The organism is Streptomyces sp. NPDC001480 (genome assembly GCF_042894725.1).
Classification (GTDB): domain Bacteria; phylum Actinomycetota; class Actinomycetes; order Streptomycetales; family Streptomycetaceae; genus Streptomyces.
Window position 1 is genome coordinate 137880 of record NZ_JBIAVX010000008.1, and the last position, 14109, is coordinate 151988.

At 70.0% G+C, this 14109-nt stretch carries 10 protein-coding genes and 1 pseudogene; 7 read left to right on the top strand and 4 right to left on the bottom strand.

Going from position 1 to position 14109, the window contains the following annotated elements; genetic code table 11:
• The first annotated feature begins 439 nt into the window (after positions 1–439).
• Positions 440–1270, top strand: a complete 831-nt coding sequence (locus ACFY01_RS20980; RefSeq protein WP_390737218.1) for an HAD family hydrolase — start codon at positions 440–442, stop codon at positions 1268–1270.
• A 316-nt stretch (positions 1271–1586) separates the two neighbouring features.
• On the opposite strand, the gene ACFY01_RS20985 is transcribed toward ACFY01_RS20980, so the two are convergent.
• The gene (locus tag ACFY01_RS20985; protein WP_390737219.1) at positions 1587–2411 is read right to left on the bottom strand and encodes an oxidoreductase; all 825 of its coding nucleotides are present in this window, start codon (positions 2409–2411) and stop codon (positions 1587–1589) included.
• A 100-nt stretch (positions 2412–2511) separates the two neighbouring features.
• Here ACFY01_RS20985 and ACFY01_RS20990 point away from each other — a divergent pair, with 100 nt between their 5' ends.
• Entirely contained in the window at positions 2512–3492 is a 981-nt protein-coding gene (locus ACFY01_RS20990) for an ATP-binding protein (protein ID WP_390737220.1), read from the top strand.
• A gap of 18 nt (positions 3493–3510) precedes the next feature.
• Here ACFY01_RS20990 and ACFY01_RS20995 read toward each other — a convergent pair whose 3' ends face one another.
• Positions 3511–4776, bottom strand: a complete 1266-nt coding sequence (locus ACFY01_RS20995; protein ID WP_390737221.1) for a hypothetical protein — start codon at positions 4774–4776, stop codon at positions 3511–3513.
• A gap of 321 nt (positions 4777–5097) precedes the next feature.
• Here ACFY01_RS20995 and ACFY01_RS21000 point away from each other — a divergent pair, with 321 nt between their 5' ends.
• The gene (locus ACFY01_RS21000) at positions 5098–7443 is read left to right on the top strand and encodes a SulP family inorganic anion transporter (RefSeq protein ID WP_390737222.1); all 2346 of its coding nucleotides are present in this window, start codon (positions 5098–5100) and stop codon (positions 7441–7443) included.
• Positions 7444–7857: 414 nt separating this feature from the next.
• Here ACFY01_RS21000 and ACFY01_RS21005 read toward each other — a convergent pair whose 3' ends face one another.
• Positions 7858–8127 carry a hypothetical protein gene (locus ACFY01_RS21005; RefSeq protein WP_390737223.1) on the bottom strand — a complete coding sequence of 90 codons (270 nt, stop codon included), beginning with the start codon at positions 8125–8127 and terminating at the stop codon, positions 7858–7860.
• Positions 8106–8721 (bottom strand): annotated as a pseudogene (locus ACFY01_RS21010) (RNA polymerase sigma factor). The gene ACFY01_RS21005 and the pseudogene ACFY01_RS21010 overlap by 22 nt, the downstream one beginning before the upstream one ends.
• A 194-nt stretch (positions 8722–8915) precedes the next feature.
• Between ACFY01_RS21010 and acs the strand changes: the two are divergent.
• The 4 genes from acs to ACFY01_RS21030 all read left to right on the top strand — a co-directional run bounded on the left by acs (position 8916) and on the right by ACFY01_RS21030 (position 13956).
• Entirely contained in the window at positions 8916–10871 is a 1956-nt protein-coding gene (gene acs / locus ACFY01_RS21015) for an acetate--CoA ligase (RefSeq protein WP_390737224.1), read from the top strand.
• 148 nt (positions 10872–11019) lie between these two features.
• On the top strand, positions 11020–12465 hold the full coding sequence (gene nhaA, locus ACFY01_RS21020; RefSeq protein WP_390737225.1) for a Na+/H+ antiporter NhaA: 1446 nt from the start codon (positions 11020–11022) through the stop codon (positions 12463–12465).
• A gap of 55 nt (positions 12466–12520) precedes the next feature.
• Positions 12521–13012, top strand: coding sequence for a phage holin family protein (locus ACFY01_RS21025; protein WP_390737226.1), 492 nt, complete (start codon positions 12521–12523; stop codon positions 13010–13012).
• Positions 13009–13956 carry an alpha/beta fold hydrolase gene (locus tag ACFY01_RS21030; RefSeq protein ID WP_390737227.1) on the top strand — a complete coding sequence of 316 codons (948 nt, stop codon included), beginning with the start codon at positions 13009–13011 and terminating at the stop codon, positions 13954–13956. Before ACFY01_RS21025 ends, ACFY01_RS21030 begins: the two co-directional genes overlap by 4 nt.
• Positions 13957–14109: the final 153 nt, after the last annotated feature.

Here is a 14109-nt window from a genome sequence, read left to right on the forward strand (position 1 = left end):
CTCGCCGCGGTCGGAGCGCGCTGGAATCACGGTGCAGCGATCCCGGAAATCGTGTGGATCTTGGTGGAAAACTGTGGACAACTCGGCAGTTGTGAATATCGCCATCACCCATACCGGTGACCCTTGCAACCGACCCCGGTTCGACTTCCGCAGAGCAGCCCGTCGGCTACCGTGAGTAACGAATCATGAGCATGCAGAGACGTGGCCACCGTCGGACACCGACGGCCCGGCAACCGCTTGAAGGAAGAAGAAAACCCACCCGGACATGCGACGACCCCCGCCGGGGGGGAGAGCGGGGGTCGTCCCCACGGCCGACTCGGGGGGGGAGGAGTCGGACCGGGTTAGCACGGTCGCGAACGATCCGTGACTTCCATGGTGTACCCGAGAGCCCTCTCAGGCAAACCCACACGCCCCACCTTACGCCGAATGGTGGGCGCCTATGCTCAGGGTCGTGGAAAACCACTCCTTGCCCCGCACAGCGGCCTTCTTTGACCTGGACAAGACGGTCATTGCGAAGTCGAGCACACTCACGTTCAGCAAGTCGTTCTACCAAGGCGGACTGATCAACCGACGGGCCGCGCTGCGTACCGCATATGCGCAGTTCGTCTTCCTGGTCGGCGGACTCGACCACGACCAGATGGAGCGCATGCGCGAGTACTTGTCGACGCTGTGCCGCGGCTGGAACGTGCAGCAGGTGAAGGAACTCGTCGCCGAGACCCTGCACGAGCTGATCGACCCGCTCATCTACGACGAGGCCGCCTCCCTCATAGAGAGGCATCACACGGCCGGACGCGACGTGGTGATCGTCTCCACGTCGGGTGCCGAGGTGGTGGAGCCGATCGGCGAGCTGCTCGGAGCGGACCGGGTGGTGGCCACCCGCATGGTCGTGGGCGACGACGGCTGCTTCACCGGCGAGGTGGAGTACTACGCCTACGGCCCCACGAAGGCCGAGGCGATCAGGGAGCTGGCCGAGTCGGAGAGGTACGACCTCGCCCGTTGCTACGCCTACAGCGACTCGGCGACCGATCTTCCGATGCTCGAGACCGTCGGCCATCCGCACGCCGTGAACCCCGACCGCGCCCTGCGCCGCGAGGCACTCGCGCGCGGGTGGCCCATTCTGGACTTCCACCGGCCGGTGCGGCTCAAGAAGCGACTGCCCACGCTGTCCGTACCGCCGAGACCGACCCTGGTCGCTGCGGCGGCGATAGGAGCGGCGGCCACCGCGGGCCTCGTCTGGTACGCCAGCAGGCGCCGCAGCTCAGCGATCTGAACCATTTGTGACTGCTTTTGACCTAAAAGTAAAGAACCGTGGGCAGGGGTTCCACTTGCTCCGGGCTTGCAGTACAAAGGACTTAACGGCCCGCGAGACCGAAGGACATCCGAGAGGATCACCTTTAAAACGCATTTGGCCCCACGGACCGAGCATGAACATCGGGCACCCACGCGACGTCGACCCGTCGATTACGGGCCAGCCGCACCAGGTGACGGGCAAAGTTCCCGACCTGATGGGCAACATATCGAGGACGCCTGGTAACTCGGTGATCATGCCAGCGGCGGTACGAGCACTCGTACCGCCGCAACCCTGTTCAGGCCGCCCCGCGCTGTAGCGCCTCGCACACCGCGGTCGACTCGCGCACGCCCAGCTCCACCGCCCTGCCGCAGTGGGCGATCCAGGCCGCCATGCCCTCCGGGGTTCCGGAGACATACCCGTCCAGGGCCGCCAGGTACGCGGCCCGGCCCAGCTCGGCGTAGCCCACCTCGGCCGGGCAGACCGCCTTCGGGTCCAGGCCACTGCCGATCAGGACGATCCGCTCGGCCGCCCGCGCGACCAGGCCGTTGTGGGACACGAAGGGGCGCAGCGCGAGCAGCTCACCGTGCACGACCGCGGCCGTCACCAGCGCGGGCGCGGAACTGCCCGCGATGATCAGCTGGGAGAGGCCCTCCAGCCGCCCGGACACCTCAGCCGCGTCCGGCAGCGGCACCTCGACCAGCGGCTCGTCGACCGGCTCGCCCGCCCGGCGCGGCCGGCCGACCTCGTCACCCTTGTCCGCCGCGGCGACCAGATGCAGCCGGGCCAGCACCCGCAGGGGCGACTGCCGCCAGATGGACAGCAACTGGCCGGCTTCCGCGGTCAGCCGCAGGGCCGCGCCCACCACGCGCGCCTCGTCGTCGCCACTGAAGTCGGTCCGCCGGCGCACCTCCTCCAGGGCCCAGTCGGCACCGGACAGCGCCGCGGAGCCACGGGCCCCGCGCAGTGCCGCTTCGGAGGTGATCGCGTTGCTGCGGCGCCGCATGATCCGGTGCCCGTAGACCCGGTCCACGGCCTTGCGCACGGACTCCACGGACTCGGCCACACCGGGCAGCGAGCCCAGGGCCGCGAGCGGATCGGCGGACGCGCCTGTCGTACTCATGAGTACGACCCTACGCACCCCGGCGCCGCACCCCACGAAGGAGTGGTCTTCTTCACTCCTCTCTGCACTGAGCGCCATCAGGTGACTACTCTTGGTGAACATGAAAATTGCTTTCGTCGGGAAGGGCGGCAGCGGCAAGACCACACTGTCCTCCCTCTTCATCCGCCACCTCGTGGCGGCCGGCGCGCCGGTGGTCGCCGTCGACGCCGACATCAACCAGCACCTCGGCGCCGCACTCGGCCTCGACGACGCGCAGGCGGCCGCGCTGCCCGCCATGGGCGAGCAGCTGTCGCTGATCAAGAACCACCTGCGCGGCAACAATCCCCGTATCGCCTCCGCCGCGACGATGATCAAGACGACCCCGCCCGGCCAGGGCTCGCGCCTGCTGCGGGTGCGAGAGCCCAACCCGGTGTACGACGCCTGCGCACGACCGGTGGAACTCGACGGCGGCGCCGTCCGTTTGATGGTCACGGGCTCCTTCACGGACGCCGACCTGGGGGTCGCCTGCTACCACTCCAAGACGGGAGCGGTGGAGCTCTTCCTGAACCACCTGGTCGACGGCCGCGACGAGTACGTCGTGGTCGACATGACGGCGGGCTCGGACTCCTTCGCCTCCGGCATGTTCACCCGCTTCGACATCACGTACCTCGTGGCCGAACCGACCCGGAAGGGGGTCTCCGTCTATCGCCAGTACAAGGAGTACGCCCGCGACTTCGGCGTGACCCTGAAGGTCGTCGGCAACAAGGTGCAGGGTCAGGAGGACCTCGACTTCCTGCGCGCGGAAGTCGGGGACGACCTGCTGGTGACCGTCGGGCACTCGGACTGGGTGCGCGCGATGGAGAAGGGCCGACCACCGCGGTTCGAGCTCCTGGAGGATGCCAACAGCCACGCTCTGCGCACCCTCCGGACCGCCGCCGACGCGACGTACGAGCTGCGGGACTGGGAGCGGTACACGCGCCAGATGGTGCACTTCCACCTCAGGAACGCGCAGTCCTGGGGCAACGAGCGCACCGGGGCCGACCTGGCGGCGCAGGTCGACCCCGGCTTCGTGCTCAGCGAGGCGGTGGCCGCTCCCGCCTGACGGCCACCGCCCCGGTGCTCACTGCGGGACCGCCGGCGCCCCCGGCACTCCCTTCGGCGCCGGGGCGGTGCGGCCCGACAGGAAGGACGCCCAGCCCTGCCTGGGAGCCTCGCCCACCTTCAGGGTGCGCAGCCTGGCCAGCACCTGCGGGTCCTGGGCGTCCAGCCAGTCGGCGAGTTGCCGGAAGGAGACACACCGCACCTCGGGCTTGTTGCACACCTGCTCGACGACCTGGTCGATGGCGTGCATGTAGGTGCCGCCGTTCCAGGACTCGAAGTGGTTGCCGATGATCAGGGGTGCCCTGTTGCCGTCGTAGGCGCGGTAGAAGCCCTTGAGAAGGCCGTCGCGCATCTGGTCGCCCCAGTAGCCGTACTTGGCCGGGTCTCCCTGGGTCGAGGTGCCGGACTGGTTGACCATGAAGTTGTAGTCCATGGTCAACTGCTCGTAGGAATGCCCGGGAAAGGGCACGAGCTGCATCGACAGATCCCACAGGCCGTGCTTCTTCTTCTGCCAGACCTGGTCGTCGACCCCGCTGGTGTCATAGCGGAAGCCGAGTTCGCTGGCCGCCTTCATGAAGTTCTTCTGCCCTTCCAGGCAGGGGGTGCGGGCCCCGATGAGCTCCTTGTCGTAGTCGAAGGGCAGCGGAGCCGCCTTCGTCATGCCAGTGTTGGTCTTCCAGGTCTTCACGAACTGCTTGGCCTGGGCGATCTCGCTCTTCCACTCCGCCACCGACCACTTGCCGACCCCGCCGTCCTCGCCGCAGAAGTGGCCGTTGAAGTGGGTGCCGATCTCGTTGCCCTCCTCCCAGGCCAGGCGCAGTTGTGTGACGGTGTCGGCGATGCCCTGCTCGTCGTTGAAGCCGATCTCGGAGCTGCCCGGCGGGTGTTGCGGCGGCGTGTAGAGGTCGCGCTTCTCCTTCGGCAGCATGTACACGCCGCTGAGGAAGTACGTCATCGTCGCGTTGTTGGCCTTGGCGACGCCGCGGAAGTGGGAGAACAGCTTCTGACTGTCCTCGCCCGCCCCGTCCCAGGAGAAGACCACGAACTGCGGCGGCTTCTGACCGGGTTCGAGCCGCTCGGGTCTGGGCAGATGCGGCTGCGAGCCGGTGTACGCGGTGGAGCCGTCGCCGATCAGTTGGAACACGCTGTTGGGCGCTGGTGCTCCCTTCTGCGGGCCGGGCGCCCCTTCCTTCGAACCGCTGGAGCCGCCGGCGCAACCGGCCAGCGACGCGGCACAGGCCGCGGCGGCCATGGCTCCCGCGGCGATCCTCTGGGTGGCGGCCATGTTCCGCCCACCTTCTTCCTTCTCTCAGACAAACGCTGACGAGGGCGTTTTGTGGTGGTCTGCTGGTTTTGCCGACAGTGCCGTCAAGGTCGCACGAGGCCGAGAAAGGAATTAATACGACAAGCCGATAAAAAGCTCACGCCACTCGGGCGAGTGAACTAATGCGCCATTTGCGCCAAGAGTCCTTGCGTGACTTTTACTCCGTATTACGATTCATTTACCGAACGTTGATTCATGCGTTGATCCATCCCGCCACTGCACGCCGTGACCCACGGCCGCGACCAGTTCCGCGACCGCGCTGCCCCGGAGGAGACGGGAAACATGTCAGCCTGCGCACCCACCCAGCCCCAGACCCCGGCGCGAACCGAGCGCCCCCACCAGCCGCACAGTCCACCCCGCCGCTTTCGCCTCGCCGGCGCCGACGCGTCCGCGTCGATCGCCGTCTTCCTCATCGCCCTGCCCCTGTCCCTCGGTATCGCCCTCGCCACGGGCGCCCCGCTCCAGGCCGGGCTGGTCGCCGCCGCCGTCGGCGGGATCGTCGCCGGGCGGCTCGGCGGCTGCCCGCTCCAGGTCAGCGGCCCCGCCGCCGGACTCACCGTCGTCACGGCCGACTTGATCGGCCGCTACGGATGGCGGACGACGTGCGGCATCACCGTCCTCGCCGGTCTCGCCCAGCTCGGCCTGGGCTGCCTGCGCGTGGCACGCTCGGCGCTCGCCGTGAGCCCGGCCGTGGTGCACGGCATGCTCGCCGGCATCGGCGTCACCATCGCCGTCGCCCAGCTGCACATCGTGCTCGGCGGCAGCCCGCACAGTTCCGTCCTCGACAACGTCCAAGCCCTGCCCGGGCAGTTGGTCCAGGTGCGGCCCGCCGCCGTCATGGTGAGCGCACTGACGCTGGCCCTGCTGCTGGCCTGGCCGAGACTGCCCGGCCGCCCCGGTCGTCTGCTGCGCGGAATCCCGGCCGCGCTCGTCGCCGTCGCCGGGGCCACCGCGACCGCCTCGCTCACCGGGCTGACGCTGCCCCGAGTCGACCTGCCGTCCTGGCGCAGCCATGCCCTGGCCGGGCTGCCCGAGGGACCGGTGACCGGCATCGCCGCCGCCGTGCTGACCACCACCCTGGTGTGCAGCGTGCAGTCGCTCCTCGGGGCGGTCGCCGTGGACAAGCTGGTCGCCGGGCGTACCGGTCCGCAGGCCCGCGTCGGCCGCTCGAACCTGGACCGGGAGCTGCTGGGCCAGGGTTCCGCCAACATCGTCTCCGGGGCGCTCGGCGGACTACCGGTCGCGGGGGTCGCCGTGCGGAGCTCCGCGAATGTTCGCAACGGCGCCGTGAGCCGGAACTCCACGATGCTGCACGGCGTTCTCGTAGTAGTCGCCGCGCTGCTGATGGTCCCGATCCTGGAGCTCATTCCGCTCGCCTCGCTCGCCGCCCTGGTGATGGCCGTCGGCATCCAGATGGTGTCCCTGCACCACATCCGCACGGTGACCCGCCACCGGGAGGTGCTGGTGTACGCCGCCACCACCCTCGGCGTGGTCTTCCTGGGTGTCCTGGAGGGAGTGGTGTCGGGGGTCGCCGTGGCCGTCGCCGTCGCCCTGCACCGCCTCGCCCGCACCCGCATCACGCACGACCAGAAGGGAGGAGTCCATCACATCCACGTAAGAGGCCAGTTGACGTTCCTCGCGGTGCCCCAGCTCAGCCGAGCCCTGCATCTCGTACCCCAAGGCGCCCACGCTGTCGTGGAGTTGGACGGTTCGTTCATGGACCACGCGGCGTACGAGTCACTGCGGGACTGGCAGCACGCGCACACCGCGCAGGGCGGCTCCGCCGAACTGACGGGCCGCCGGGGCGGTGTCCGGACCGCCACGTCCGAACACCGCGGATCCAGCACCGACGGCAGAACCGCTGGCAGAACCGACGCCAGCCCCGACGACAGAACCGACGCCAGCCCTGACAGCAGATCGGACAACAGACCCGACGACAGACCCGACGACAGCAACGACCGCAGGCACGATCTGGCACGCGGCATCAGCGCGTTCCAGCGCGACACCGCGCCCCTGGTGCGGGGCGAGCTGGCGCGGCTGGCGCGGGAGGGGCAGCGGCCGTCCCAGCTCTTCCTCACCTGCGCCGACTCGCGGCTCGTCACCTCGATGATCACCTCCAGTGGTCCGGGCGACCTCTTCGTCGTGCGCAATGTCGGCAACCTGGTCCCGCTGCCGGGGCAGGAGAGAGGCGACGACTCGGTGGCGGCCGCCATCGAGTACGCGGTGGACGTGCTGAAGGTGCGCTCCATCACGGTGTGCGGGCACTCCGGGTGCGGGGCCATGCAGGCTCTGCTCGACTCCGAGCCGGGCGGCGCGCGGACATCGCTGAGGCGGTGGCTGCGGCACGGACTGCCGAGCCTGGAGCGCATGGCCGACGGCACCCGCCCCGGGGCACGGCTGGCCGGCCGGTCCGCCGTTGACGCGGTGGAGCAGCTCTGCCTGGCCAACGTGGTCCAGCAACTGGAGCACCTGCGTGCGCACGAGTCGGTCGCGCGGGCTCTGCGGGACGGAGCGTTGGAGCTGCACGGGATGTACTTCCACGTGGGCGACGCCCAGGCGTATCTGCTCGACGGGGCGAACGGGGCCGAGTTGTTCGAGCATGTGCGGGAGGCGGATCTGCCGGCGTGACCCGCCCCCTCCGCGGACGGCCTCCCCCGTGGGGCCGCCCGCGGAGGGGCCAGGGGTCTGCCTGGCCGACGGCCACGGGCTCCGGCTTGCAGGGTGCGATCTTGCCCTTGACCGCGTAGAACATCCCGCTCGGCATCGCCTTGGGGTTCTTCTGGCTGAGGTTCTCGATCGCCAGGGTGTCGCCCGGGTGCAGGGTGACCTTCATGATGTGCCCCGGGTCGGGCTCGCCGGTCGGGACGGAGCCCGCCTTGGGTGGCTTGCCGAGGTAGCCCCGAACCAACGTGTTCGACAGCAGCTCACCGCGTGGCTGTGCGCACTGGTGGCCGTACGCAAGGTCGTCGATGGCGACGTGGATGCCGTCGGCACGCAGCCGTTCGGCGAGTTCGCGCTGGCCCGCCGGGCCGATGCCGACCTTCAGCAGGCTGAAGGTGACCTACCGTCGTGGTGGCGGTCCACCGCGTACGCCGGTGAGTCGGCCGGGGAGCCGGGCGCCGGCACCATCGCGAGCCCGGCGACCGCGCAGGCGCCGGCGGCGAGGGCGAGACGGCGGCGGGTGAACAGCGGCCGGTCCGAAGCGGGTGCCCCGGTCCGGCCGGTGTGCTCGCCTGCGTCGAGCGCCCGCCGTGCGACCTCGCGTCGCTCGATCTCTGCCTGCAACTCCGTCAGCAGCCGGTCCTCGAACACCGCCTTTGTGGTGATGCCTCTCCCTCGGTTCCTCCGTTGACGTATGACAGTGACGCGCCCCTCGCGCCCGGGACGGGCTGTTCCGCGTCCGTGCGCAGGGACTTGCGGGCCCGGTGGAGGCGGGGAGCCGTACGCGGGCGGTGACCTGGCGGATGCCGAGCGCGGCCGCCGCCTCGGTGACCGTGAGCTGATCGACCGCGATCAGCTGGTCGACCTTGTCCTCGAGGCGGGAGATGTCGTCGCCCTCCAGCAACCGCCGCCCCGAGATGCGCCGGACGCGCTCGGTCTCCCGGGCCACGCGGCGGTGCTCACCGGAGACGACGATGGGGGTCCCCCGGCTCGCGCGAAGCCGAGAGCTGGGGAAAGGGCGATGCCGTGGAGCCAGGCCGTCTCGCTGTCCCGGGCCGGGCGGTAGGTGTGGGCCGAGTCCAGGACCGCGGGGAAGACCTCGGCCGTCAGGTCGGCCACCGTAGGGGCGTCGGCGACACGCCGGGCCACGAAAGATGTCACCGCATCCACGTGGCGCCGGTAGAAATCTTCGAAGAGCTGTGGGTCGCGGGCCGCCGCAGCCGGCCCGCCCCGTATCCCTTCCACTCGGTCTCCCCATCGTCGTCGGTGGCGGTTCGTCTGTACTTGGGCCGGGGCGTGGAAGGCGTTACAAGTGCGGACCGAGAGAGCAGCCCATATATAGGTCTAAACCAATTTTCCGTCGGCCCTTGTCACCGGACCCCCGGGTCTGATGAGCTGTGGCCTGGGACACAACGGACACCCTGCGATTGGGAGATGTCGTGAGCAACGAAAGCCTGGCCAACCTGCTCAAGGAAGAGCGCAGGTTCGCGCCGCCCGCCGAACTGGCCGCGAACGCCAACGTCACGGCGGAGGCGTACGAACAGGCCAAGGCTGACAGGCTCGGCTTCTGGGCCGAGCAGGCACGCCGGCTGACCTGGGCCACCGAGCCCACCGAGACGCTGGACTGGTCGAACCCGCCGTTCGCCAAGTGGTTCAAGGACGGCAGGCTCAACGTCGCCTACAACTGCGTGGACCGCCATGTGGAGGCGGGGCTCGGCGACCGGGTCGCCATCCACTTCGAGGGCGAGCCCGGCGACAGCCGCGCGATCACCTACGCCGAGCTGAAGGACGAGGTGTCCAGGGCGGCCAACGCGCTGCTGGAGCTGGGAGTCCAGAAGGGCGACCGGGTCGCGATCTACATGCCGATGATCCCGGAGACCGCGATCGCGATGCTGGCCTCGGCCCGGATCGGCGCCGCGCACTCGGTCGTCTTCGGCGGCTTCTCCGCGGACGCGCTCGCGACCCGTATCCAGGACGCCGACGCCAAGGTCGTCATCACCGCCGACGGCGGGTACCGGCGCGGCAAGCCGTCCGCGCTCAAGCCGGCCGTGGACGAGGCGATCGCCAAGGTCGACAACGTCGAGCACGTGCTCGTGGTCCGCCGCACCGGCCAGGAGGTCGCCTGGAACGGCGAGCGGGACGTGTGGTGGCACGAGGCCGTCGACCGGCAGTCCGCCGAGCACACCCCGGAGGCGTTCGAGGCGGAGCACCCGCTGTTCATCCTCTACACCTCGGGTACGACGGGGAAGCCCAAGGGCATCCTGCACACCTCCGGCGGCTATCTGACGCAGACGGCGTACACGCACTGGGCGGTGTTCGACCTCAAGCCGGAGACGGACGTCTACTGGTGCACGGCCGACGTCGGCTGGGTCACCGGGCACTCGTACATCGTGTACGGGCCGCTGGCCAACGGCGCGACCCAGGTGATGTACGAGGGCACGCCGGACACCCCGCACCAGGGCCGGTTCTGGGAGATCGTGCAGAAGTACGGGGTGACGATCCTCTACACGGCGCCGACCGCGATCCGTACGTTCATGAAGTGGGGGGACGACATCCCCGCGAAGTTCGACCTCTCCTCCCTCCGCGTCCTCGGCTCGGTCGGCGAGCCGATCAACCCCGAGGCGTGGATCTGGTACCGCAAGAACATCGGCCACGACCGCACCCCGGTCGTCGACACCTGGTGGCAGACCGAGACCGGCGCGATGATGATCTCGCCACTGCCGGGCGTCACCGCCGCCAAGCCCGGCTCCGCCCAGACCCCGCTGCCCGGCATCTCCGCGACGGTCGTCGACGACGAGGCCAACGAGGTGCCCGACGGCGGCGGTGGCTACCTGGTGCTCACCGAGCCGTGGCCGTCGATGCTGCGCACCATCTGGGGCGACGACCAGCGGTTCATCGACACGTACTGGTCGCGGTTCGAGGGCAAGTACTTCGCCGGTGACGGGGCGAAGAAGGACGACGACGGCGACATCTGGCTGCTGGGCCGGGTGGACGACGTGATGCTCGTCTCCGGGCACAACATCTCCACCACCGAGGTCGAGTCCGCCCTCGTCTCCCACCCGTCCGTCGCCGAGGCGGCCGTCGTCGGCGCCGTCGACGAGACCACCGGTCAGGCGATCGTCGCCTTCGTGATCCTGCGCGGTACGGCGTCCGAGGACGACAAGCTCGTCGGCGAGCTGCGCGACCACGTCGGCAACACGCTCGGCCCGATCGCCAAGCCGAAGCGGATCCTGCCGGTGGCGGAGTTGCCGAAGACCCGCTCCGGCAAGATCATGCGGCGTCTGCTGCGGGACGTCGCGGAGAACCGGCAGCTCGGTGACGTCACCACGCTCACCGACGCCACCGTCATGAACCTCATCCAGGCGAAGCTTCCGGCGGCGCCCAGCGAGGACTGAGCAGGGCCGTGAAGGGGCACCCGGCGCGCGCGCCGGGTGCCCCTTCACGGCACGTTAGGTAAAATAAACAAAAAACGTTCGTCTCAGGTGCGCCGGGAAGTCTGGTCGGCATGTGTTCCGTCCTGCCCACCGACCGGAGGTCTCCCCCGTGTCCGCGCCCCGCACCACCGCTCCCCGCAAGGTCCTCGGACGGCTGTCCCTGCCCGAGCGGACCTACGTCGCGGACGCCCTGCGCACCGAGACGGTCGGCGGCGTGCTGCTGCTGTTCGCCGCCATCGCGGCCCTGGTCTGGGCGAACGTTCCCGCGCTGCACCACAGCTACGAGAGCGTCAGCCACTACCGCCTCGGCCCCGCGGCCCTCGGCCTGAACCTCTCCGTGGCGCACTGGGCGGCCGACGGACTGCTCGCGGTCTTCTTCTTCGTCGCCGGCATCGAGCTCAAGCGCGAGCTCGCCGTCGGTGACCTCCGGGACCCGAAGGCCGCCGCGCTGCCCGTCGTCGCCGCGCTGTGCGGCATGGCCGTACCGGCACTCGTCTACACCCTCACCAACATCACCGGCGGCGGCTCGCTCGCCGGCTGGGCGGTGCCCACCGCCACCGACATCGCCTTCGCCCTCGCCGTGCTCGCGGTCATCGGCACGTCGCTGCCCAGCGCCCTGCGTGCCTTCCTGCTCACCCTGGCCGTCGTCGACGACCTGTTCGCGATCCTGATCATCGCGGTCTTCTTCACCGGGCACATCGACTTCGCCGCGCTGGCCGGCGCGGTCGCCGGGCTCGTCGTCTTCTGGCTGCTGCTGCGCGGGGGCGTACGCGGCTGGTACGTGTACGTGCCGCTCGCGCTGGTCATCTGGGCGCTGATGTACAACAGCGGCGTCCACGCCACCATCGCGGGCGTCGCCATGGGACTGATGCTGCGCTGCACCACCCGCGAGGGTGAGCGGCACTCGCCCGCCGAACGCATCGAGCACCTCGTGCGCCCCCTGTCGGCGGGGCTGGCCGTGCCGCTGTTCGCGCTGTTCAGCGCCGGTGTGGCGGTCTCCGGCGGGGCACTCGCGGACGTGTTCACCAAGCCGCAGACGCTCGGCGTGGTGCTCGGGCTGGTCGTCGGCAAGACGATCGGCGTCTTCGGCGGTACGTGGCTGACCGCCCGCTTCACCCGGGCCTCGCTCAGCGATGACCTCGCCTGGGCCGATGTCCTCGCCGTGGCGACGCTCGCCGGCATCGGCTTCACGGTCTCACTGCTCATCGGGGAGCTCGCCTTCGCGGGCGACGCGGTCCTCACCGACGAGGCGAAGGCCGCCGTACTGACCGGGTCGCTGATCGCGGCGATCTGCGCGACGGCCCTGCTGAAGGTGCGCAACGCCAAGTACCGCAGGCTGTACGAGGAGGAGGAGCGGGACGAGGACCTTGACGGCATCCCGGACATCTACGAGCAGGACGACCCGGCCTACCACTTGCGCATGGCGGACCTCCTGGAGCGCAAGGCCGCCGAGCACCGGCGTCTCGCCGAGGACCTCGCCAAGACAGCCGCCGGGCGCCACACGAGTGCCGAAGTACCGGGGAGGGCAGGCGAGGAAGGCGACCGTCCGGCATGATCTGACGAGACGGTACAAAACGAGACGGCACAAAAAGACGAAGAGGGAGACCGCGATGAGCGCACCCGACGGCAGCCCGGTCGGCGCCGAACGCAGCATCGGCCAGCTGTTCGCCTCGGCGACGACCGAAATGTCGGCGCTGGTGCACGACGAGATCGCACTGGCCAAGGCCCAGCTGAAGCAGGACGTCAAGCGCGGCGCGACCAGCGGCGGCGCCTTCACGGTGGCCGGCGCGGTGCTGCTGTTCTCCCTGCCGATGCTCAACTTCGCCCTCGCGTACGGCATCCGGACCTGGAGCGGCTGGAACCTGGCGGTCTGCTTCCTGCTGTCCTTCGCGGCCAACGTCCTCGTCGCCGGCGTTCTCGCGCTGGTCGGCGTGCTCTTCGCGAAGAAGGCGCAGAAGAGCAAGGGCCCGCAGAAGGTCGCGGCGTCCATGAAGGAGACGGCGGGCGTCCTCCAGAAGGCCAAGCCGCACCCCCGGCCGGCGCCGGCCCTGGAGGACCGGTCGCCCGCGGCCATCGAGGCTGTGGCACGCTCGTCGTCATGACGGATCCCGCCGCTTCGGCACACCCTTTCTCGGTCGCACGGCTGGACGTTCCCGGCGGCCGGGAGGTGACGCACCGGGACGTCGCCGCCAACGGCGCCCGCTTCCACATCGCGGAGCTGGGCGACGGCCCGCTGGTGCTGCTGCTGCACGGCTTCCCGCAGTTCTGGTGGACGTGGCGCCACCAGCTCGTCGCGCTCGCCGACGCGGGCTTCAGGGCCGTCGCGATGGACCTGCGGGGCGTGGGCGGCAGCGACCGCACCCCGCGCGGGTACGACCCGGCCAACCTCGCCCTCGACATCACCGGCGTGGTGCGCTCCCTCGGCGAGCCGGACGCCGCGCTGGTCGGTCATGACCTGGGCGGCTACCTGGCGTGGACGGCCGCCGCGATGCGGCCCAAGCTGGTGCGGCGGCTCGCGGTGGTGTCCATGCCGCATCCGCGGCGCTGGCGCGCGGCGATGCTGCGGGACGCCCGGCAGACGGTGGCCGGCTCCTACATCTGGGGGTTCCAGCGGCCGTGGCTCCCGGAGCGGCAGCTGACCGCCGACGACGGTGCTTTGGTGGGCGAGCTGATCCGGGACTGGTCCGGGCCGCGGCTTCCGGACGACGAGGCGGTGGAGACGTACCGCCGGGCCATGTGCATCCCGTCGACCGCGCACTGCTCGATCGAGCCGTACCGCTGGATGGTCCGGTCGCTGGCCCGCCCGGACGGCATCCAGTTCAACCGCCGTATGAAGCGGCCGGTTCGCGTGCCCACGCTGCATCTGCACGGCTCCCTCGACCCCGTCATGCGCACGCGGAGCGCGGCCGGTTCGGGCGAGTACGTCGAAGCCCCGTACCGCTGGCGGCTGTTCGACGGGCTCGGCCACTTCCCGCACGAAGAGGACCCGGCGGCGTTCTCCTCGGAGCTCATCAACTGGCTGAAGGACCCGGAACCCGACCGCTGACGGCGCGCACCCCGGATCGGGCTGGGGGTCCGGGGGTTACCCCCCGGGTCAGCACAGCCCGCACGAAGAGGACCCGGCGGCGTTCTCCTCGGAGCTCATCAACTGGCTGAAGGACCCGGAACCCGACCGCTGACGGCGCGCACCCCGGATCGG

Bases quoted from the DNA above. Each gene is read 5' to 3' on its own strand.
- ACFY01_RS21030 (WP_390737227.1), top strand. From the start codon at position 13,009: ATGACGGATCCCGCCGCTTCGGCACACCCTTTCTCGGTCGCACGGCTG.
- ACFY01_RS20995 (WP_390737221.1), bottom strand. From the start codon at position 4,776: ATGGCCGCCACCCAGAGGATCGCCGCGGGAGCCATGGCCGCCGCGGCC.
- ACFY01_RS20985 (WP_390737219.1), bottom strand. From the start codon at position 2,411: ATGAGTACGACAGGCGCGTCCGCCGATCCGCTCGCGGCCCTGGGCTCG.
- ACFY01_RS21000 (WP_390737222.1), top strand. From the start codon at position 5,098: ATGTCAGCCTGCGCACCCACCCAGCCCCAGACCCCGGCGCGAACCGAG.
- ACFY01_RS21025 (WP_390737226.1), top strand. From the start codon at position 12,521: ATGAGCGCACCCGACGGCAGCCCGGTCGGCGCCGAACGCAGCATCGGC.
- ACFY01_RS20990 (WP_390737220.1), top strand. From the start codon at position 2,512: ATGAAAATTGCTTTCGTCGGGAAGGGCGGCAGCGGCAAGACCACACTG.
- ACFY01_RS20980 (WP_390737218.1), top strand. From the start codon at position 440: ATGCTCAGGGTCGTGGAAAACCACTCCTTGCCCCGCACAGCGGCCTTC.